Here is a 20,282-nt window from a genome sequence, read left to right on the forward strand (position 1 = left end):
TGTGTTTTATGCTTGTTGACCTCTATAAGGTACATCAATATTTAGTTCTCCGTTAGCGACCCTGCTCACACAGGTACATAATTTTTGGTTTTCGCCCTTTTCATGTTCACTCAGAAAAACATCCCTATGGTCAATATCACCGGTAAACTTTTGGATATCGACCATACATAAACCACATTCACCTTTCAGACAATCATACATCATCTCTATGCCCTGCTCTTCTATGGCCTGCAACAAGGTTTGTTGCTCTTTAACTTCAAAAGTTTTGTTATATCTAGGAATTGTGACCTTGAAGCTTTGTGGAGCAAAAAGACCCGAAGCGCCAAAAGTTTCAAACCGGAGATTTTCATTGGGATAATTACTTTGCTCCCAAGTTTTTCTGACCGCATTCATTAAGGGTGCGGGACCACATAAATACACCTGTGTTTTATCATCTACCCAATTCAATATTTTTTCCAAAGGAAAGAATCCATCCTCATCACTGAAATGCGTTTTTAAACGATTGCCAAGTAAGGTATTCAAGGTTTCCAAATAGGGCATTTCGGATGGGTTTCTACCCAAATAGAGCATGGTCAAATTAACATCGGGCTTGTTCGAAAGCTCTTCTGCCATACCCAAAATTGGAGTAATACCGATACCGCCAGCAATGAGCAGATAGGTTTTGGTATTCAATGACAATTCAAAGTGATTGGTGGGTTGCGATATTTTGACCATGTCCCCAACTTTGAGTGTCCACATGTAAGCAGACCCACCTCTGCTGCTTTGCAATTGTTTTACAGAAACAGTATAGGGTTCATTTTTTTTATAGGTACCCACCAATGAATAGCTGCGTAACTCTACATTTTTATTTATTGGTAACAAAAAATCTAAATGCGAGCCTACACTAAAAGGCACGGTATCACCCTCTGGCACCAATTGAAATTCACGTACGTTTTTTGCCACCTCTCTTACAGCACTTACCTTAGCATGTATCCAACTATTGCGATATCTCATCTTATGCGTTTTCTTCTTTAGCTACTAATTTATCGGTAATTCTACGCGCCCACATGGCTCCGGCATCTATATTAAGATTGTAGAATTCTCTGTTCGGGTTGTTATTAATGGCCTGTTGTTGGGCCTCTAAAATATCTTCATCTTGCTGAAAAATTCGGGCTACCCCTTCACGCAACTCAATAGTATTGGCCTGGTCTTTAAGATTGTAGTTTCGCACAAAAGCCCAGAAATACAAACAGGTCTGCTCTGTGGATGGGGTAATAGTATTTAGAACATAGCCATTTACTCCTTTCGACCTATCACCATTAGGAGCGCCTGTGTTTTCCACTGCAACGCCTACGTCTATATTTACCGTGCAAGGCGCTTGAAATTTGATAATTTGCCATCGGTCAACCCTACCATCATGATCCATGACCTTGTTCAATTGCGATTTCCAAAACGGAGGTGGGTCTATGCCTTTCATCCAACGGATTACCGTTGCCGTTTCATCATCATGAATCACATCGAAAGGAGCTTCTGCAACATTTCTGTCGCCTATACTTCCGGCATGCACAAAGGTTTCATGGGTTAGGTCCATCAAATTATCGACCACCAAGCGGTAATTGCATTTCACTTCTATCATTTTTCCATCACCAGCCCAATCTGGGTCATCGTTCCAGTGCATATCTGGAATAGTATCTGGATTGGCCAAAGAGGGATTACCCATAAATACCCAAACAAATCGGTGTCGTTCTTCAACGGGATACGACTTAACATATGCCGATGGATTAATGGTCTCTTGTGATGGCATGTAGGTACAGCGACCTTCACAATTATACTCTAAACCGTGATAACCACACACCAAACTGTCATCATCTTTTAAATACCCTTTGGATAAGGGCAATAGTCTATGCCAACACGCGTCTTCCAATACCACGACCTCACCGTCTTTTTTACGATAAAGCACCAGTTTTTTATTACAAACAGTGCGAGGAAGCAACTCATTTTTCACCTCCACATCCCAAGCTACGGCATACCAGGCATTCATAGGAAATGACTGGTTCATTGTAAAAGTAGATGTACTCATAATTTCTTTTTTAAACGTGTTCAATTCCAACGTAATTCTCTGCAATGGTGGTACGCATTGCCAACGAACTTTTTATGTAATTGAATTGTGATTTTTGTAAGTTATAATCAAAAGACCCATCCTCATGGTGTTTATGAAACTGCTGGGTCATCATATTTGAAAAATGTTGGTAACGCCAAACACGTTTTAAACAGTCTTGCGTGTATGTCTTTAGCTTTCCATCGTCATTATTTTCAAAATACAGGCGTAATGCCACAGACAAGGTTTTAATATCGGCAACGGCAAGATTTAGACCTTTACCTCCCGTAGGCGGTACAATATGAGCGGCATCACCCGCTAAAAACATTCGACCGCATTGCATACTATCTATCATGTAACTACGCATTGGGGTTATACTTTTTTGAATGATTGGCCCTTCATTCAAAGTAAACCCAGGAGCTGCCAAACGCTTATGTAGATTTTTCCAAATGCGCTCATCGGACCAATTATCAACGTGGTCATCATTATCAACTTGCAAATACAAACGACTGACTGTGGGAGAACGATAACTTAAAAGTGCAAAACCCTCTTCATGGAAAGCGTAAATTAATTCATCTGAAGAAGGTGGAGTTTCGGCCAATATGCCGAGCCAGCTAAAAGGGTATTCAATATCAAAACGATTAAAACTACCCGTGGGCAAGGTTTTTCTGCCGACTCCGTGGTAGCCGTCACAAGCGGCCACAAATTGGCAGTGCAGCTCGGAGTCTTCCCCATCATGGGTAAAATGAATCACCGGCTTATCAGTGTCTACATTTTCAATTTTGGTCGCTTCGGCTTCAAACAAAATCTGTTTGTTGTTTTTATCAACCAAATCGGCAATAAGGTCTCTTACTACAAAACGTTGTCCGTAAATGGTTATCCTTCGACCTCCTGTCAATTCTTCAAAAGGAATATGCGCCCGTTCGCCATTAAAACTTAACAACACCCCATGATGAGGTATGCCATTTTCTTCTAGATTATCTGCTACCCCAAGCTCATTTAATAAGTCAACGGTACCTTGTTCCAAAAGCCCAGCACGCAATCTGTTTTCAACATAATCGCGACTTCGATTCTCTAAAACAATATTGTCAATGCCCCATGCATGCAATTGTTTGGAAAGTGTTAGTCCGGCAGGTCCCGCACCTATAATTCCCACTTTAGTCGTTAACTTTTTCATAGTCATCATTTCGATGTAACCAAATGTAGAAAAGACGGGTTCTAAAATCAGGTAGAAAAATATCCAAAACTTGTATATATCAAACATTAATAGTGAATTATATGACTTTTAACTCTATTTTTAAGTACAATTAATACATTCTCATGAGTACAATACAGAATTTTAAAGGCGTTTTTGGGGAGCAGGTATTTAATGCGGATAATATGGCATTGCATATGGAACCTCTGAAACAGCGAACGACATTGTATGATTTTGAAATATCTGAACACGTACACACCCAATTGATACAAGTATTTTTTTTGGAGGAGGGAAGTGCCACTATTTTTTCAGAAGGAAAAAGTGTTGCAATTGAGTCACCATGCATTATTTATGTTCCACAAGGTATTTTACATGGCTTTTCATTTTCTGAGACCATAACCGGGGAAGTTCTTACCCTTAAATCTGAGCTTATTGCGAATGCTTTGTCAGGTTTAATGAACATGAGTCTTTATTTTCAGAAATTACGATACATTCCTTTTGAAGAAGACAGTACCTCTTTTATAGAGTTAATGGGTACGCGCCAAAGGCTACGTTCAGAACTTAAAACTAAAAAAATAGCTCGAGATAAGCTTATTACCTTACTGATTCAAATTTTAATTGTTCGCTTGTACCGTTTGGTCAGTGAAAATTTAGATTTTGAACTGCCTCAGAGTAAAAGAAAATTAGCTTACTACAATCAATTTATAAAGGACATTAAAACACATTATGCAGAGACCTTAAAGGTTAGTGATTACGCAGAATACCTGAACATAAGTACGGTACATTTAAATCGTATTTGCAACGAATTGGTTCAAAAATCTGCGTTACATGTTATACATGAACAGCTGGCCATTATTGCTAAGCGCAGTCTATTACAAGAAAATAGGTCTATTGCTGAGATAGCTTATTCCTTGAACTTTAAAGACCCATCCCATTTTAGCAAGTTCTTTAAAAAACAAGTGGGTAAAAGTCCGAAACAGTTTAAATTAAATTATAAATCCATTTACTAGTATGAACATAAAAAAACTTATCGATGAAAGCCCGATGTCTTTGTTGCAGTACACGACAATTTTTATCTGTGCATTTATGAATCTGCTAGATGGTATGGATGTATTGGTCATTGCCTTTTCAGCCAACGCTATTGCCAAAGAATGGAATATACCCCCAGATATTTTGGGTTATGTTTTTAGTGCAGCTGTTGTTGGTATGACTATAGGTGCGCTACTGATTGCTCCACAGGCCGACAAAATAGGACGTAAAAAAATTATGTTGGGTTGTGCCACGCTCATGGGTATAGGCATATTTTGTAGCGCTTTTAGCCAATCAACCTTCCAATTGATAACACTACGTTTTTTAAGCGGTTTGGGTATTGGCGGAATGTTGGCCAGCACAGCATCGTTATCCTCAGAATATGCTCCTAGTAGAAATAAAGATTTTTGGGTAAGTTTTGTTGTTGGGGCTTATGCAATTGGGGCAACTTTAGTGGGCTTTTTGGCCAATTGGATCATACCCGAATACGGATGGCGCATGCTATTTAAAATTGCCGGAATCCTCTCTTTATTGGCCGTACCCCTAATCTACTTTCTATGTGTGGAATCTCTGGATTATTTGGTAACCCAAAAACCAAAAAACGCATTGGCCAAGGCGAATAGCATTTTAACTAAAATGAATTTAAAAACGCTTACGGCCTTACCAGAAACTGCCCAACAAAAAACAAAAACCGGAATAAAGTCCCTTTTACTGGGAGATTTCAAACGTAAAACACTAACCCTGTGGACGTCTTTTTTCATGGCATTTGGCGTGCTTTACTTTCTGGTAAGTTGGATACCAAAGTTGACCTCCTCGGCAGGTATGCCAGAGCAATTGGGGTATTATTCTGGTGCCGTATTTAATCTAGGTTCGTTTATTGGTATTTTATCCTTAGGAGGATTGGCGCTAAAAATTGGGCTTCGTAAAACCATATGTATCTTTTTATCTGCTGCTGCGATACTTATGATTACCTTTCAATTTTTTACAGGTTCTGCCGCGGTTTTGGTCATGTTTGCCTTAATTGGTTTTGCGATGCAAGGGGGCTTCATTGGGTTGTATCCTTTAGCAACACGATTATACCCTACTGAGATTCGAAATACCGGGGTTGGGTGGGCTATTGGTGCTGGTAGGCTAGGCGCAGTATTGGGACCTTTATTGGCCGGCTATATCATTGCGTCAGGGATCAGCATGAATATGAGTTTTGTGATTTATGCGATACCATGTTTAGCAGCGGGTTTGACTGTTCTTTTATTTAAAAAGGCAGACATTACCGAACCCTAAAAGTCATTTAGGTTGTTTTTGGCTTGTTAAGTTAGGATTTCAAAAACACCTTAAAATCCAAGCTATTTGAAAGCTATTTGATAACTGTTAAGGTTCCATAACATCTTCAAGTGGTTTGCCATCTACCTCAAACGGTTTGGCTTCTATTAAAATGAAAACTATTCGACAATGTTCCGTTTTACTGGGGTTACGCCATAAATGAACGGTTCCGCGCTGCACAATGATACCGCCTGGGCCAATGGTTTTTTTGACCCCATCTTCCAACTCCAATTCAATTTCTCCACTCAATACAATACCATAATCTATACTTGCCGAACGATGAAAAGGAGATTGGGCACCAGGTAACATATCTACGATTCTTATTACCGACCCACCCATAAGTGTAGTTGCTGCTTCACGATCTCGTCCTTCGGTAGGGTCATTGAGATCGGCCGGCACCTCTGCGGTAGTCCAAATTTTAGCAAATTCGGCATCACCAGAAGGTATCAAATGGGTGTCAAACTGTTGGTCATCCAAGAATATGGCCTTACCTTCTTTGGTATGGCCCGTTACTATTCTTCGTATTCTTTCGGGCATAGTTACTTAATTAATATTGCTATTTGGCTAAAGCCCCGCCATCCGTTGGCATTGCCAATCCTGTAACAAATGAGGCTTGTTCTGAACATAACCATAGATTTACCTCGGCGACTTCTGACGGTTGTCCCATTCTACCCATAGCCTGTACATTCTTGGCTGCTTCCAAAGCCTTGGGGTTCTCAATTAAATTTCTTCTTCCATGCATAATCATTGGCGTTTCAATAGCCGTAGGGCAAATACAGTTAATGCGAATATCTTTTTGAGCATACTCGATGGCTGCTGTTTTGGTAATACCCACCACGCCATGTTTGGAAGCGGCATATGGCGAATTTTCAGGTTGGCCACGTAAACCTGCTGCCGAAGAAACCAACACAATTGATCCACCGCCATTTTGCAACATTTGTGTGGTACATGCTTTGGTAAAATACCATGCACCTGTTAGATTCACACCTATTTGTTGATGCCAACCTTCTTCAGGATATTCATGAACCGCAAGACTTACCTTACCCGCTATTCCCGCAGAGTTCACTGCACAATCTAGAGCTCCGTACGTTTCTACCGTTTTTCGTAACAATTCTTGAACCGACTGCCAGTTGGAAATATCACAGATTTGCATTACGGCTTCGCCATTAAATTTCTTTATTTCAGCTAATGTATCTTGAACAGCTTCACTAAGATCCGAAACAACGACCTTACCGCCTTCTTTAGCAAATGCAATTGCGGTAGCTTTACCAATACCTGATGCGGCTCCGGTTACCAGACACACCTTATTTTTAAATCTATTCATCATTGTAATTTACTTACTTCTAATCCGCCGCCAATGGGCAATAAAACACTATTGAATTTATTCAAATCTTTAACGGCTGACCGATATTCCATGGCTTCCACTTTATGGTTAGGTGGAAAAATCATGTTATCGGCTACTATGAAAGCCTCTTGATTCAATTTTGTATGCGCGGCCTTTAAAGCCGGAACATAAAGTTCTTTCCATATATCCAAAAGCACAAAATCATAACATTCAGTAGTATTTTTCAACCATGAAACGGCATCTACCGTTTTAAATTCCACATGATCTTGTAAACCTGCGCTTTTAATTTGTTGCGCTGCATAGTCAGATTTGTGTTGGTCAATTTCCAAAGTGATGACCTTACCATTATTGGCCATAGCAGCTTCTGCCAACCACAGTGTTGAGTACCCATAAGAAGTGCCCACTTCAAGAATGCTTTTCGATTGGGCCCCTTTTATCAGGTTATTCAAAAATTGACCTACCTCTTTGCCAACGGGCAATAAGAACTCATCACGTCTGCGCATACCTTCTTCTTGCGAGATTGATTGCATCAATTTCATTTCATCACCCATTCGTTGATGATACCCATCTAATACCGATTGTATATTCGTATTGAATTCCATACCCTTTAATTTCCATCAGAAATGGTGGTACCACCATCAACGATTATATTTTGCCCAGTTATAAAACCACCTGCTTTTGAGGCTAACATGACGGCAACACCAGCAACTTCATCAGCAGTACCGACCCTGCGCAAGGGCGTTAACGCAAGACGTTTTTTCATAAAGACCTCATTTTCAGTTAAACTAGCTGCAAAGGGCGTATCGATTAATCCAGGGGAAATTGCGTTTACCCGTATGTTATCTGGCCCGTATTCGACGGCCAAATTTTTGGCCAATTGCACCAGACCGGCTTTTGATATTCCGTAAAGTCCGATGTTTTTATTTCCCCTAACTGAGGCAATGCTTGCTAAATAAATGATAACACCTTCTTTTTGAGCTTGCATATTGGGCACTACTTGCTTGGTCAAGTAAATGGCGCTTTGAAGATTTATCCCCATTACGGTATTGTATAATTTGGAATCTATATCCATAAATGGGACTGCCGGTCCGATACCCACACAACTTACCAAAATATAAATGGTACCAAAATGTTCTTTTACGTTCTGGGCTAAATCATGAATCGAATTTTTATCTGCCGCATCAAAAACAAAGCCCTTAACGGTAATACCTATTTGGGCGAATTCTTTTTCCGTTTCAAAACAGGCGTTTTCATCATTGCTGGCTATGGCCATTTTTGCACCATGAGCCCCTAAGGCTTGGGCAATTGCTTTGCCCATTCCACTAGTTGCCCCTGTGACCAAAGCTACTTTATTAGGTAGTTTAAAAAGCTCTGTTGACATGTAATTTTAATAGCTTAGGCCATGACCAAAAGGGTACAGGGGATTTTCAGAATCGTAGGGTACATCTTCTAACTGGGCTTCAACCGCTTCAACGCTTGAGGGTATCTCAATAGGTAATTTTCCGGTAGGATTAAACCTTCCAAAAATCAATTCTGCTAAAATCTCATCCTGACAATCAAAATCTATTATCAAAGCTTTACTTGCATTATTTATTTCTGGTATTACGGCAGGTCTGTGCATGGTAAAAATAGAAACGGTAGGCTTCGTATCAATGAGTTTTAGCATTGCTTTTTTTTCTTCTTCTGGAAAATCCAAACGTCCTTCCTGAAAAATTCTCTGTAGAAAATATTCAGGATCATCAACAGGAGTATAAGGCGTTCCAAATTTGAATACAATAACATCGGCAGCTTTAGGGTCATCAACCACTTGAGCATAAGGCTCCAATGATTTGGCGTCCATACCCTTTGCAAACACCTTTACACCTTCTGACAGTGGTAGTATATTACTTTCGTTTTTGGCTACTACGAGTGATTTTCGTTGCGCCGCTCTACCCTTTTCTTTAAAGTCTTCATTGTTAAAAACAATAAGATTTTCTTCTTTTAAATAGGGGTCATCAAAAATGCCTAGAATAAATTTATCATGTAAAATTCTACGTACGGATTCGTCTAATCTTGATTCGGTCACTTTACCCTCGTTAACAAGGTCTACAACCAAATCAGCACAACTTTCACCACCAAACATATCTACCCCTGCTTCAATAATTTTTTGAACACGCTCTTTGGGCGACAAATGTTCAACACCCCAGGCGGAAGCTGGTTTTGCAGGGTTATCGTTGATCAATACCCAATCGGTACACACCACGCCTTTAAAGTTGAGTGAATCGCGCAATAAACCTGTTACGATTTCTTTATTGAACGCAAAGGCAACTTCTTCCTCAGTTATACCAATTGGTTGCCCATAGTACAACATTACTTGTGCCGTGCCTGCCGGAAAAGCACCTTCTGTAAAGGGTTTTAAATGATAGTCAAAATTATTTCCTGGATAGACCTGTTCTTTACCTGTTGCAAAATGCGAATCCATACCATCTTTTTGCGGTCCACCACCCGGAAAATGTTTTATCATGGTCAGTATACTTTCCTTGCCCAGTTCTTTACCCTGAAAACCTTCAATGTATGCTTTGGTCAATTTTGCACTTAGATCGGCATCTTCGCCAAAAGTGGCATTTGCTCTAAACCACCTAGGTTCTGTAGCTAAATCGGCCATGGGGTGCAAGGCTAATCTAATACCCAAAGCAAGGTACTCTTGTCTAGAAATATCACCGAACTCACGAACCAAATCTTCATCTCCAGTAGCTCCAAAACCCAATTCTGAAGGAAAATAGGAATGATATCGATTTTCCCCAACGCTTTCATTAAATCGAACATTATGCCTTGGGTCTGAATAGAAAGTTACTGGAATGCCCAATCTTGTGTTTTCGGCCAGTTTTTGTACTCGGTTGTGATGCTCCAAAATGGCCTTAGCCGTAGGCATGCCCGGCATATTTATATGGCTGATGTTTACTTTTTCAATTAAGGAATCCATCACAGCTGGAGGTTCGCCCATTTCACCATTCCATCGTGCATTAAAAAGCTGTCCAGCTTTTTCTTCTAACGTCATCTGGGATAACAAATCATCAATGCGTTTGTTTATGGATTGCGAAGTATCTTCATACACATCTTTTTTTCCATTTTTATTTAGATCTCTATACGGAGTTTCAACGGCTGGTTCACATCCTATACAAAGGAATCCCAGAGTCATTATGATTGAAGTTTTTTTCATCTTTATTCGGATTTAAGTTGTTCTAGTTCTCGTTCTAGATTTTCGGCCTTTTCGCGAAATTTTATCATTGCCTTTTTAAGCTGTTGAATTTTTTTTCCTTTTTCTTCATCGGTAAGACCTATATAAATTGGCTCACCATCTTTTTCTTTGTATTTAGCCTTACCTCCGCAGGTTGGGCAATTGACTACATTAGACATGGTTTTCTGGGTTTGGATTAGTTTCTAATTTCAGGGTAGCAAAAAAAGCGAATGCAGCTAGTACTGCTGCCACCCATAAAAAGGCCGATTGGTCAACCACATCGGATAAAACTCCAGAAATAGCAGGAACTATAACCCCGCCGACTACCTCGGCAACCATTGTAATAAAACCAATGGCCAACCCTTTCAAATGATTGGGAACAGCTTCAGACGGAATGACGGCTGCAACAATAGGAATGGTGCCCACCATACCATAAGTCAACAACATGGCGGGTAAATGTATTACTGTGCCATTTAAAAAATATATTGCAAAAGGATAAAGGATGCCAATACCTATACCAATTAAAAGGGCTTTTTTTCTGCCAATCTTATCAGAAATTCCAGGAAAAAACATAGAAAAAACAAGCATGAACACGCCTAAAAGCCCCATTGTTTTTTGCATTTCAGGGGCAGACATGCCTTGTACATCGGTAAAATACTTCGTAATGAAAGGAAGTACTGCAAACCACCAGCCCAAAACACAACAAGCTACCACCAGGCCCCATTTTATATTATGGTACTTAAACAATTCTTTAACGTTGAGCTTTTGTTTTTCTTTATCCACCACACTTTGGGCCGTTGATTTTTTTATGAAAAAAATTGCAATCAAAGCCAAAACCAACCCAGGTATACCGGCTATATAGAATGCTTCTCGCCAACTCATTTCTTCAGCGATGCCTATTAGAACAACAGGGGCCAAAATAGATCCGAATAACGCCGCACCTACGGCCTGTAAAATACCAACATTTAAGCCCAACCTTCCTTTGGAAGATTCGCGCTCAACGAATAACTGCGCTAAAGGAATTACAGGCCCTTCTGCAAGGCCCATAACTATTCTTGCAATCAACAGGGTAGCAAAGCTAACGGCAAATCCGGATCCAAACGAACAGATTGAAAAAATGATTACCGCCATTACAAAAACAAGTTTGTTGCGATTCTTTTTTTCTGACCAAGCTGTGGTAAAATAACTTGAAAACGCCCAAGCCAAAGCCAGACCCCCGGCTAAAATTCCAAGTTGTGTATTGTTTAAACCAAGGTCTTTGGCAACATATGGGCCTAAATAGTTTAGGGCCAAGCGATCAAAAAATAAGGCTCCGAAGGTAAGCGCCATTAAAGACACTGTACCGTTTTCGTAGGTAAAAAGCTTTTTCATTTCCGATTATTTTTAGGCTGTTAGTACTTTATTGATTTGTTCTCCTGCAATTCTACCCGTATTCAATGCAAAACCCATAGACGTTCCTGGAAAGATAAAAGGGTAACTATCCCCATAAATTGAACAAACATCAGTACCAGCGGCGAACAATCCGGGTATGGGTTTCCAATTTTTGCCTATAACCTCTGCCTTTTCGTTGATTTTAATGCCTCCTGCGCTGCCATAGGCACTTGGAAAATGCCTCGCCGCATACCACTTACCATCTTTTAGCGGACGCAAATACCGGTGCTCTTTATTGAATTGTTCATCATATCCGCTTGCGCAAAAACCATTGTACTGATGAATTGTTTGCTGTAATCCGTTCAGTTCAATTCCGGTTTGGTCACAAAGTTCTTCTAGAGTATCAGCCACATAAAAGTTACCGTTTCCTGAATTTAGGTAGGTATCAATTACCTGTTGGCTATTTTTAAAATTCGTTGCTGGGAATACCCTATTTCTGCTATCAAAATCATCTTCCATTATTTTTAAAATGGCATCGTTGAAGATTAAAAAAGCCGTTTTTCTCTGCTGTAGGACAATAGCGTTTGCCGTGAAAGTGACATTGGCCATAACCGACTCATCCATAAAACGTTCTCCGGCATAATTGACCAAAAGATGGGGTTGGCGACATGCCTCGTGCAATGCTGGTGGTACTTTTAATGGATTGGGCATACCGTAAACCAATTCCATGCCCATTTCGGTTTTTTGGGCACCCACCTCCCAAGCCATTCGAATACCGTCACCCGTAATCCCCGGAACACGAAACGGATAAAAATCGGTATCTACCTCTAGACCCGTATGGTCTTTAATCATTTTTGGGTTATTACCATAACCTCCAGTAGCAATTACAACAGCTTTAGACAAAATTTCAACGGTTTCACCATTCTTTATTGCCTTGACACCAACTACCTTCCCGTTTTTTGTAATAAGCTTTTTGGCTGGGGTTTCCAATAAAATCTCAATACCTAGTTCTTTTGCTTTTTGAGTCAATATTTTCATCATAGTTGCCGCACCACCCGGTCCTGGAGGACCTTTTTCTGGCTTTACCAAATGCCAAGTAGAATAGGAACCTTTAAAATAAGTGGCGGGTTCCACAAATTGCACACCCATGCTTTCCAACCAATGAATGGTATCACCAGATTTGTTTAGAAATGCCCTAACCAATTTGGCATCTACGCGCCAATGGGTATAGTCCATAAAAGCCTTAAAGGCTTGGTCTTTGGTTGGCTCCAAAAGTCTAGCTCGTGTATGGCGGCTTTCAATACCTAAAGGCCCCATGCCCCTGTTTGCAGTACCCCCTGTAATGGCTTCTTTCTCGAGTACGATTACAGAAAGGTCTTGTTCAGCTGCGCTAATTGCAGCTGCTAGCCCGGCTGGGCCTGCAGCAATCACAATTACATCTGTTTTTTGCGTTTGCATTAGAATTTGAATTCTAAGAAATGATATTACATTCCTTCATTTTGATACGTTAAAATCTCACTTGGTTGAAAACCTATGCGATGTGCTTGAAATTCCAATTGACCTTTATTTTCAATGGAAATTGGTTCTTGGTATAAAAGCCAAGCCTTGTCCTTGGTACTTTTGTACGCTATTGTTGCACCTTCTGTTTTACATTTTACAGAAAGGAGCCCGTCCTTGACTTCTAATATTGGGGCTTTTGTTTTTGGTTGCTCGTCACTACCATTCCATAATTTGGTAATCAATTCCCTTTCGGGCATGTCAGGATTATCCCCTATTTCTGTGAGCCACCTATCCATTTCTTTCCTTAAAACTTGAAGCGTTTCTTTATACTCTGGGTTCGTTGCCAAGTTATTCAGCTCATGTGGGTCGTTCTTACAATCGAACAATTCTTCAGGGGCTTTAGAGGTTCTAAACCATTGTTCTTGTTCTTGGGTTAGCTTGTTTTCTTCTTTTAGTTTAAGCAATTCCTTCATTGTTGGAATATTCTCCCGAAATGCAATGGGTAAATAATAACCCTGGTCGGGTCTATAGTTTCTTACATATTTAAAACGCTTATCACGCACTGCCCGAATAACATCTGTATGGCCATCAAAACGATCTGCTGCAGCATGTATATATTCTCTCTCCTTTTTGCTATCAATAAAATTCTGTCCCTGTAAATAATCGGGAGATTCTACTTGGGCAAGTTCAAGAACCGTTGGAGCAAAATCCACAAAACTTATCAACTGGTCATCTATAGTTCCAGCATTTTTTTTCTTTGGATAACGCACAACCATAGGTACCTTGAGCCCAGAATCATAAATCAATCGTTTCTGTCGAGGCAGTGGCCCACCATGGTCTGAAAAAAAGAAAATCACCGTATCTTCCAGCAAACCATCAGCTTCAAGTTGATCTAATATGGCACCCACCTGTTTGTCCATCTCTGCAATGTTATTGTACATTTTCCACAAATCTCGTTGAACTGTTGGGGTATCTGGCAAATAAGGTGGCACCTCAAACTTTGTATCTTGTGGGATATGAATTGTAGTTTCCTCAATTGCCGTTTTCGCATAAGGGTGGCCCATTTGATAAGTAGTATCACCTGCTTGGTATAACCGAAGTTCATTTTTTAGAATACCATAAGGTTCAAATAATCCAGATTCATGTGTTGTCATAAAACTAAAAACTGAAAAGAAAGGTTGCCCTTCATCGCTATTGCGCCAATGTGCATAGGGACTACTGTCATCCCAGGCAGCTTTGGGAGCGTTAAACTGATAATCTTCTTTGCTGTTATTAGTGGTATAATACCCTTGTTCTCGCAATATTTGGTTAAACATTTTGACTTGAGCAGGAGGCACAGACTCATATTTTGGCAGACCCGTTTTTTCGGTATGGGAACCTGTACGCATATGGTTTGCACCAATACTTGTTGGATACATCCCCGTTGCGATGGCGGCCCTACTTGGCGCACAAACTCCTGAAGGTGAATAAACATTTGTATAGGTAACCCCTTCTAAAGCTAACCTATCAATATTGGGTGTAGAAACGGTTGAATCGCCAAAGGCCGCTAAATACGGACTCATATCTTCAGCAATTAACCATAAAATATTTGGTTTTGTATGTTTGTTTACATCAGATTTCGTATTAGTGCCTTGCTGCTTACAAGCAACAAAGGACACCAATATAAAAACTAAGAAAAACCTATATTCTAATAATACGCGCACCTTTGTCATGTTTTTATTTTTAGTGTATTTAGGGAAGGTTAAACATAAATCTATATTAAATAAGCATTGTTCATAGTGAAAACCGGAGCATGTGCACATACCCCGGTTCCAATTAAAAATTACTAACTCAAACTTAAAATAAGCTTATAAACCATTTTTAATCTTATTGCCAAATCACTTTCCAAAGCGGTACGCAAGTTTAGCGCCTATAAGTCTTGGTGCACCAAATGTCCAATTGTATAGATTAATATCAGGTCCCCCTAAGTAACTTGCATAGGTAATCACCCTAGTATCCTCAATATTATTCACATATACTCCTAAATCCCATTTATTATTGGCCGTAGTATATGTTAAGTTAAGATCTGTTCTGGTATAGGCATCTTGTCTATCCATTCTATTGTTGAAAGGAGTAACGTAATAGTTAGACTTAAATAAAGTATTGAAGCCTGCATCTAAGATTGCACCCTTTGATCCAATATCGAATTTGTGAGAATAACCAAGGTTTATTATCAACTCAGGACTTTGAGCAGGTCTATTTCCACTTAGATCTTGTGCAACCGCCTCTGCATTAACCCTATTTACTTCTGTAACAAAATTGGTTAGTTTAGAGTTTAAATAATTTATATTAAAATTTAACCGATCCTTATAGGTAATCAAATAGTCCCCTTCTAATTCTAGTCCAATAATTCTAGACTCACCTGCATTGGCCACATCAAAACCATTCTCAATATCAATAAAAACAGGTATTTGCTGATCACGATAATCATAATAAAAAGCAGAAGCATTTAATCTAAAATTATCGGCTAACCTATTTTTACTTCCTATTTCAACCGCGGTCAAAAATTCAGCGTCAAAAGGCCCTCTTATGGTAAATCCTCCAGATTTATACCCAGTACTTATCTTAGCAAAATGCATGGAATTCTCGTTAGGCTTATATTCCAAATTTGTTAACCAGGTAAATTGACTCCATGACTCATCTCCTCCAACGATTGGTTCAGTTCCTGGATCCCCTTCTTCTGGTCCATTAGGATAAAAATATACTGGTGTTCCCGGTGGGCCGAAAGGTGCCCCTGATGAATAACCACTCTGGGTTTTATTATCGTTAGTATACCTAAGTCCTCCTGTCAATGAAAGTTTGTCAGAAAAATTATAGGTTGCTTGGCCAAATACCCCGGTATTTGAAACTTCCGTATCCCAATTATTGTAAAAACCATAAGGTTTTTGATTGTTTTCTGGACTTAAGAAAGTTGCGAAAGCGAATATTAAACCACCTGTAGCCGTACTTACATCTTTACCAAGAAACACTCCGGTTTGCCATATAAATTTATCAGATTCACCATTTAACCTAAACTCATGACTTTGATTACTAAATTCCCTGTTTCTTTCAAAACTAAAAGATTCCGGTACGTATCCATTTAACGGCTGATAAGTACTCATTGAAATATCTCTAAATCCACCACGGTAAGTAAATCGTACATTTTCGGTAAAATCATAAGTTATATTTGACCTAACCGCTCTTTGGTTAATTTTTTGAAAACCCGCAACCCCTACATTCCAATCGTCCGGTAGTTCAGTTTCAAAATCCTTTGGTTGTTGACCTTCAAAAGGAGCAAATCCTGGATCATAAGAAGGCTCGTTTGGATCACTACTAATACCATATTGCGCAATTGGCAATTGGTCCACTTCGTTATACTCTCCAGCAATATATATAGATAATTTATCTGTAGGTTTAGTCAAAAAACCAAGACGTGCCCCTAAAGCGTTCCCATTATCTAATTCTCCTCTATACCCTCCATTTGCAGGATCACCGTTGCTTTCTCTATATCCATCATGTTTGTCCATTATAAAGGCTGCTCTTATGGCAGTTTTATTTCCTAGGGGTACATTCAATGCCGAATTTATTTTAACAGTATTGTAGTTTCCATAATTTAATTGAACATTACCATTTAATTGTCCAAGCTTTGGTTTTGCCGTTAAAATATTAACCGCCCCAGCAGTTGAATTTTTACCATACAAAGTTCCTTGCGGACCTTTTAAGACCTCAATCCTTTCCAAGTCAAATAGTGTTACGTTTAAGGCAACCGGCCTATTTACAAATTCACCATCTATATTTAAAGAGGCCGATTGGTCGGTTAAAACACCTGTTTCTTGCGTACCAACCCCTCTAATAAATATTGGGGTAAACGATTCATTTTGAACTATACTTAAACTTGGAGCCAATCCTTGTAATTGTCTGATATCTGATATTCCTTGATCAGAAAGCTTAGCTCCACTTACAATATCCATGGCAATTGAAACTTTTTGTGCCGACACATTTCTATTTTCTGCTGTAACAATTATTTCATCTAATTGATTACCAGGCAAAAGCTGAATTTGCATGCTCGTTGCAGCAGCAATCTCTTGACTTGTATAGCCCGTGTAAGATACTATTAGGATAGTACCAATTTCCACTTCATTTAAGGAAAAGTTTCCATCGAAATCTGTAGATGTTCCTTTTGTCTCTCCTTTGACAATTACATTTGCACCAGGGAGCGGAGCGTTGTTTTCGTCTACCACTTTCCCAGAAATATCTTGAGCGTGGGCTAGGGAGCAAAAAAGAAAGCTAAGAGCAAATGCCACCTGAAAAAGGATAGGTAACTTTAAAGGTCTTTTCTGAGTTTTCATTTTACATTTAGTTTTTAGTTAATTTTTAGCAACATTATTATTCATCTTCTTAATAATGTTGGTCTAAAATTATCAATATGGCAATGTAAAATTTAAGCTATATTAATCTATAAATATGCAATATCAATCAAATATGATAATTGTCAGTTTTTAACATTAAATAAACAGTTACCACGTTATTAATATGAATTGAAAAAATATAGGAAAGCTATTAACTTAGGCGATATTCTTTGGGTGTAGTACCTGTTTTTGATTTAAAGAAACGACTAAAATCACTATGATTTTTCCTAGACAGTTGAAAGGCAATTTGACTTATTGAAAGATCGGTCTGTTTTAATAGAACTTTAGCTTCCAATAATACCATTTCACTAAGCAAGTCTTGAGCAGAAACTCCCATGGTTTGTTTTATACATTTATTTAAATGATTTGGAGAAATACTTAAATAAGATGCATATTCTGAAACTTGCAAATTGTCATAAATTTTTTTTACCAGCGCATCTTTATATCGTTCCGTAATAAGGTATGCAGACTCTTGTTTTACAACTTCTTTATCATCTGAAAAATGGTTAATTTCTGCAAAAAGCGCTAAAAGGTGAGATGCGATTAAATCATGACGAATGATTTCATTCTTTTCTCTTAATATATTGGTTAACCTATCCATTATAGGTATTAAATATGGCCTACTTCTTTTACTAACTTTTACAACAGGATTTCCCGTAAATTGCAAAAATGGAAACTTACGGAGCAATAGGTTTGGAGCTAACCAATCTGAGAAAATATCCATGTTAAAATGACAGAAATACCCATCTATATCTTTACTTACAAATTCATGACTTGTTATTTGGTATGCTGGTAAAAAGAAAAATGTGTCTTCTTGTATTTCGTACTGGGTTAAAGCCTTGCCTCTTTTAGTTGTTCCTTTTGTTAAGAAAATAAAATCGAATACCGGTTTTCTATGTGGAGGTAATGGGAAATTAATTTTTTCCCCTACGTTTTTTAAAGTATTAATATAAAATTTTTTGTAGGGTCCAACGTATTCTTTTGGAATAGCATTTTTTCCAAAGTGCCCTTTGTTCATTTCTTTGAAATCCCAAACCGGAATAGATTCTGGTTTATTCATCATAAAAGTTTAATTTTCAAAGATTGCTACAGCGCGTGTCCATCCAGCACTACCTCTTTTAATTTTTGCAGGAAAACATGCCACCTTAAACCCAAAAGGCGGTAATTGATCTAAATTAGCTAATTTTTCAATTTGACAATATTCTTTTTCTATACCAACATAATGCGCTTCCCAAATAATTCCGGGCCTTGGATTAGCCCTGTAATTTTCTGCTTGTAGATGCATGGGTATATCCCAACCCCAACCGTCGGTACCCATGACTCTTATGCCATTATCAATTAACCAATGCGTAGCCGCCGCAGAGGCCCCAACATGAATTTTAGCAAAATTTTCTTCGTGAATTTTCTTATCTGCATCACATCTGATAAGTACAATATCGTACGGCTTAAGGGTGTATTTTATAGCACTCAATTTTTCTTTCAAATCTTCTACACCAAATTGGTATCCTTCGGGTTTATCTGTGAAATCCAATACCACGCCATCTCTAAAAAACCAGTCCAATGGCATTTCTTCAATAGTCCTAGACGGCTTGCCATTACAAGTTGGATAATAATGATAGGGAGCATCTACATGGGTACCGCAGTGACTTGTTACTGTTAAAAACTCTCCGGCAGGACCATTGCCATTAGGAAAAACATCGGTTAAACCATTAAACAAGATGCTACCCATTTTTTTAGCCCCCTCTTTATGGTCCTCATAAACAATTTTGGTGGGTAATGGTTCTTTTATCTCTTCTGATATGGTAACCGATAAATCAATAATCTTCATAGTGAGATCCTTTGAATGACTAAATCACTTCATTTCTTAAAATTCCAATTCCTTCCACTTCCAATTCAACTACATCTCCAGGTTCTATAGGTCTATGAATAGAAAAATTATTTTCAATTAAACTGCCCCAACCCACTGTACCACTACCGAGTATATCGCCGGGTAAAATTTCAACATTGTCAGAGGCCCTTTTAATCATTTGTGTAAAGGTCCAATACGCTGTTTTATAGTTGCCTTCGCAAATGGTTTCTCCGTTTATCCTGGCCATCATCTTTACATTAAAGCGGTCCCCTGTTGTATTGGGCATTTTTAACTGTTCAGGATGTGTTTCTCTATTAATGGTACATCTATACTTTTCAAACTCATCTTTAGTTACTATACATGGCCCAAAAGCGTTAGCAAAGTCCTTCCCTTTTGCAGGCCCTAATGGAAGTGTCATTTCTTGGCGCTGAAGGGCTCTAGCCGTCCAATCATTAAAAATAGTATAACCAAAGATATGGTCGTTGGCATTTTCTAATGAGATGTTACTTCCTTTTTTGCCCATTATAACAGCTAGCTCCAATTCCAAGTCCATTTTGGTTTCGTTAAATGGCCTTTTGATACTATCACCATGACCAAAAACAGCATTGTGATTTGTAAAATAAAATACAGGTATTTGGTAATAAGCCTCTCCTATACTGTGCCCAAAAGCCTTACTGGCGTTTAGCATATGTTGTTCAAAACCCAAGTAATCCCTAATACTTCTAGGGTTAGGTAATGGCGCCAGAAGCTTCACGTCTTCCAAGGCAAAATGTGGATCACTTTTTTCAAGACTTTGCGCTATAGGTAAAAATTGTTCATGGTGGTCTATAAAGGTAAGCATATCTAATGGCAAATTAGCATCTGCTTTTTGCATATCCACGACACCATTTTTTACTAGCCAACCCGTTCTTGGTTTAGCGTCTTTATATTTATATGTGACTAATTTCATGTA

General features: G+C 38.9%; 18 protein-coding genes. 2 read left to right on the top strand and 16 right to left on the bottom strand.

What is annotated here, in order from left to right:
* Nucleotides 1-6: 6 nt before the first annotated feature.
* Genes ACXAGS_RS12130 through ACXAGS_RS12140 form a run of 3 tightly spaced genes read right to left on the bottom strand, consistent with a single transcriptional unit; the run spans nt 7 to nt 3,254 of the window.
* Nucleotides 7-993 (bottom strand): PDR/VanB family oxidoreductase, encoded by a 987-nt coding sequence (locus tag ACXAGS_RS12130; RefSeq protein ID WP_474907048.1) that lies wholly within the window; start codon nt 991-993, stop codon nt 7-9.
* A 1-nt stretch (nt 994) separates the two neighbouring features.
* On the bottom strand, nt 995-2,059 hold the full coding sequence (locus tag ACXAGS_RS12135) for an aromatic ring-hydroxylating dioxygenase subunit alpha (protein WP_474907049.1): 1,065 nt from the start codon (nt 2,057-2,059) through the stop codon (nt 995-997).
* A gap of 10 nt (nt 2,060-2,069) precedes the next feature.
* Nucleotides 2,070-3,254: a 4-hydroxybenzoate 3-monooxygenase gene (locus ACXAGS_RS12140; RefSeq protein WP_474907050.1), complete on the bottom strand. Its 1,185-nt coding sequence runs from the start codon at nt 3,252-3,254 to the stop codon at nt 2,070-2,072.
* Nucleotides 3,255-3,397: 143 nt separating this feature from the next.
* On the opposite strand from ACXAGS_RS12140, the gene ACXAGS_RS12145 reads away from it, so the two are divergent.
* Both ACXAGS_RS12145 and ACXAGS_RS12150 read left to right on the top strand, forming a co-directional pair.
* On the top strand, nt 3,398-4,282 hold the full coding sequence (locus tag ACXAGS_RS12145; protein WP_474907052.1) for an AraC family transcriptional regulator: 885 nt from the start codon (nt 3,398-3,400) through the stop codon (nt 4,280-4,282).
* Nucleotide 4,283: 1 nt separating this feature from the next.
* Entirely contained in the window at nt 4,284-5,582 is a 1,299-nt protein-coding gene (locus ACXAGS_RS12150; RefSeq protein ID WP_474907053.1) for an MFS transporter, read from the top strand.
* Between the two features lie 87 nt (nt 5,583-5,669).
* Here the strand turns inward: ACXAGS_RS12150 and ACXAGS_RS12155 are convergent, their stop codons facing one another.
* The 13 genes from ACXAGS_RS12155 to ACXAGS_RS12215 all read right to left on the bottom strand — a co-directional run bounded on the left by ACXAGS_RS12155 (nt 5,670) and on the right by ACXAGS_RS12215 (nt 20,279).
* The gene (locus ACXAGS_RS12155; protein ID WP_474907054.1) at nt 5,670-6,158 is read right to left on the bottom strand and encodes a cupin domain-containing protein; all 489 of its coding nucleotides are present in this window, start codon (nt 6,156-6,158) and stop codon (nt 5,670-5,672) included.
* 19 nt (nt 6,159-6,177) lie between these two features.
* On the bottom strand, nt 6,178-6,945 hold the full coding sequence (locus ACXAGS_RS12160; RefSeq protein ID WP_474907055.1) for an SDR family NAD(P)-dependent oxidoreductase: 768 nt from the start codon (nt 6,943-6,945) through the stop codon (nt 6,178-6,180).
* A complete protein-coding gene (locus ACXAGS_RS12165; RefSeq protein WP_474907056.1) occupies nt 6,945-7,568 on the bottom strand; it encodes an O-methyltransferase in 624 nt (207 codons plus the stop codon). The genes ACXAGS_RS12160 and ACXAGS_RS12165 overlap by 1 nt, the downstream gene beginning before the upstream one ends.
* 5 nt (nt 7,569-7,573) lie before the next feature.
* Nucleotides 7,574-8,347, bottom strand: coding sequence for an SDR family NAD(P)-dependent oxidoreductase (locus ACXAGS_RS12170; protein ID WP_474907058.1), 774 nt, complete (start codon nt 8,345-8,347; stop codon nt 7,574-7,576).
* A gap of 6 nt (nt 8,348-8,353) precedes the next feature.
* Nucleotides 8,354-10,165 carry a glycoside hydrolase family 3 protein gene (locus ACXAGS_RS12175; protein WP_474907060.1) on the bottom strand — a complete coding sequence of 604 codons (1,812 nt, stop codon included), beginning with the start codon at nt 10,163-10,165 and terminating at the stop codon, nt 8,354-8,356.
* Nucleotides 10,166-10,167: 2 nt separating this feature from the next.
* Nucleotides 10,168-10,362 (bottom strand): hypothetical protein, encoded by a 195-nt coding sequence (locus ACXAGS_RS12180; protein ID WP_474907061.1) that lies wholly within the window; start codon nt 10,360-10,362, stop codon nt 10,168-10,170.
* Complete coding sequence (locus ACXAGS_RS12185; protein WP_474907062.1) at nt 10,355-11,554, bottom strand: MFS transporter; 1,200 nt, start codon at nt 11,552-11,554, stop codon at nt 10,355-10,357. The genes ACXAGS_RS12180 and ACXAGS_RS12185 overlap by 8 nt, the downstream gene beginning before the upstream one ends.
* 12 nt (nt 11,555-11,566) lie before the next feature.
* Complete coding sequence (locus tag ACXAGS_RS12190) at nt 11,567-13,012, bottom strand: FAD-dependent oxidoreductase (RefSeq protein WP_474907063.1); 1,446 nt, start codon at nt 13,010-13,012, stop codon at nt 11,567-11,569.
* Between the two features lie 26 nt (nt 13,013-13,038).
* Nucleotides 13,039-14,766, bottom strand: a complete 1,728-nt coding sequence (locus ACXAGS_RS12195; RefSeq protein ID WP_474907064.1) for a sulfatase family protein — start codon at nt 14,764-14,766, stop codon at nt 13,039-13,041.
* A gap of 165 nt (nt 14,767-14,931) precedes the next feature.
* Nucleotides 14,932-17,421 carry a TonB-dependent receptor gene (locus ACXAGS_RS12200; protein ID WP_474907065.1) on the bottom strand — a complete coding sequence of 830 codons (2,490 nt, stop codon included), beginning with the start codon at nt 17,419-17,421 and terminating at the stop codon, nt 14,932-14,934.
* A 211-nt stretch (nt 17,422-17,632) separates the two neighbouring features.
* A complete protein-coding gene (locus ACXAGS_RS12205; protein WP_474907067.1) occupies nt 17,633-18,544 on the bottom strand; it encodes a helix-turn-helix domain-containing protein in 912 nt (303 codons plus the stop codon).
* A gap of 6 nt (nt 18,545-18,550) precedes the next feature.
* Complete coding sequence (locus tag ACXAGS_RS12210; RefSeq protein ID WP_474907068.1) at nt 18,551-19,309, bottom strand: cyclase family protein; 759 nt, start codon at nt 19,307-19,309, stop codon at nt 18,551-18,553.
* A 19-nt stretch (nt 19,310-19,328) separates the two neighbouring features.
* Nucleotides 19,329-20,279, bottom strand: a complete 951-nt coding sequence (locus tag ACXAGS_RS12215) for a fumarylacetoacetate hydrolase family protein (protein WP_474907069.1) — start codon at nt 20,277-20,279, stop codon at nt 19,329-19,331.
* Between the last annotated feature and the right edge of the window lie 3 nt (nt 20,280-20,282).

Source organism: Croceivirga sp. ABH4_376 (genome assembly GCF_056160685.1).

Excerpts from the sequence above, each read along its gene's own strand:
- ACXAGS_RS12130 (WP_474907048.1), bottom strand. The coding sequence starts at position 993 with ATGAGATATCGCAATAGTTGGATACATGCTAAGGTAAGTGCTGTAAGA.
- ACXAGS_RS12135 (WP_474907049.1), bottom strand. The coding sequence starts at position 2,059 with ATGAGTACATCTACTTTTACAATGAACCAGTCATTTCCTATGAATGCC.
- ACXAGS_RS12140 (WP_474907050.1), bottom strand. The coding sequence starts at position 3,254 with ATGAAAAAGTTAACGACTAAAGTGGGAATTATAGGTGCGGGACCTGCC.
- ACXAGS_RS12145 (WP_474907052.1), top strand. The coding sequence starts at position 3,398 with ATGAGTACAATACAGAATTTTAAAGGCGTTTTTGGGGAGCAGGTATTT.
- ACXAGS_RS12150 (WP_474907053.1), top strand. The coding sequence starts at position 4,284 with ATGAACATAAAAAAACTTATCGATGAAAGCCCGATGTCTTTGTTGCAG.
- ACXAGS_RS12155 (WP_474907054.1), bottom strand. The coding sequence starts at position 6,158 with ATGCCCGAAAGAATACGAAGAATAGTAACGGGCCATACCAAAGAAGGT.
- ACXAGS_RS12160 (WP_474907055.1), bottom strand. The coding sequence starts at position 6,945 with ATGAATAGATTTAAAAATAAGGTGTGTCTGGTAACCGGAGCCGCATCA.
- ACXAGS_RS12165 (WP_474907056.1), bottom strand. The coding sequence starts at position 7,568 with ATGGAATTCAATACGAATATACAATCGGTATTAGATGGGTATCATCAA.
- ACXAGS_RS12170 (WP_474907058.1), bottom strand. The coding sequence starts at position 8,347 with ATGTCAACAGAGCTTTTTAAACTACCTAATAAAGTAGCTTTGGTCACA.
- ACXAGS_RS12175 (WP_474907060.1), bottom strand. The coding sequence starts at position 10,165 with ATGAAAAAAACTTCAATCATAATGACTCTGGGATTCCTTTGTATAGGA.
- ACXAGS_RS12180 (WP_474907061.1), bottom strand. The coding sequence starts at position 10,362 with ATGTCTAATGTAGTCAATTGCCCAACCTGCGGAGGTAAGGCTAAATAC.
- ACXAGS_RS12185 (WP_474907062.1), bottom strand. The coding sequence starts at position 11,554 with ATGAAAAAGCTTTTTACCTACGAAAACGGTACAGTGTCTTTAATGGCG.
- ACXAGS_RS12190 (WP_474907063.1), bottom strand. The coding sequence starts at position 13,012 with ATGCAAACGCAAAAAACAGATGTAATTGTGATTGCTGCAGGCCCAGCC.
- ACXAGS_RS12195 (WP_474907064.1), bottom strand. The coding sequence starts at position 14,766 with ATGACAAAGGTGCGCGTATTATTAGAATATAGGTTTTTCTTAGTTTTT.
- ACXAGS_RS12200 (WP_474907065.1), bottom strand. The coding sequence starts at position 17,421 with ATGAAAACTCAGAAAAGACCTTTAAAGTTACCTATCCTTTTTCAGGTG.
- ACXAGS_RS12205 (WP_474907067.1), bottom strand. The coding sequence starts at position 18,544 with ATGATGAATAAACCAGAATCTATTCCGGTTTGGGATTTCAAAGAAATG.
- ACXAGS_RS12210 (WP_474907068.1), bottom strand. The coding sequence starts at position 19,309 with ATGAAGATTATTGATTTATCGGTTACCATATCAGAAGAGATAAAAGAA.
- ACXAGS_RS12215 (WP_474907069.1), bottom strand. The coding sequence starts at position 20,279 with ATGAAATTAGTCACATATAAATATAAAGACGCTAAACCAAGAACGGGT.